Raw genomic sequence first — 546 nt, 5'->3', positions numbered from 1 at the left:
ATCGATAATCTCTTGGTGTTACTGGCTGATATGCCAACTCAAACTTTAGTTTTGCTGCTTCGGGTATGATAAAATTCTCTAAATCTAAAGTGTTTAAATAACTAAAATCAGTAATCACCTTAGTTAAATCCGCTGTGATTGTAGAATGATAAACAATCCGAAAGTCTTTTTGGCTTGTGGGATGATCAAAATCTGCTCCAAAAAGATCTTCTTCAGCACTTATGAAAAACTGTAACATTCCATGTTGAGGCATATGTTCAATGTTAGGTATTTCTTCAAGGTTTAACTGCGCAAGTAGCATCATAGGTTGTCCGTTTGAGTCTTTAGGATGCTCTTGATCTATAGGTAAATACGGATATCCACCAAATTTACTTTCAAAAAGCGTTGTCTCTGCTTGCGTTCCAGACACTTTAATATACGGTTTCACACTTTCTTCTAAAATACTACGATACTGTTCTAGTTCTTTCGGAATTTGAAGTTGATACGTATTCTTCACTACATTTGCCTCCCTTTAGTAATGAATTGAAAATGCCTAACTTAATTATA

1 protein-coding gene is annotated in these 546 nt (G+C 34.6%); it reads right to left on the bottom strand.

Annotated features, from left to right (window positions below; genetic code table 11):
• A partial coding sequence (locus tag VSX56_RS20780) for a YwqG family protein (protein WP_350939393.1) occupies positions 1-496 on the bottom strand: 496 nt, incomplete at its 3' end.
• Positions 497-546 lie beyond the last annotated feature (50 nt).

It is taken from the genome of Thioclava kandeliae, from assembly GCF_040297545.1.
Classification (GTDB): Bacteria; Pseudomonadota; Alphaproteobacteria; order Rhodobacterales; family Rhodobacteraceae; genus Thioclava; species Thioclava kandeliae.
This window is presented reverse-complemented; position numbering and strand designations above follow the sequence as displayed.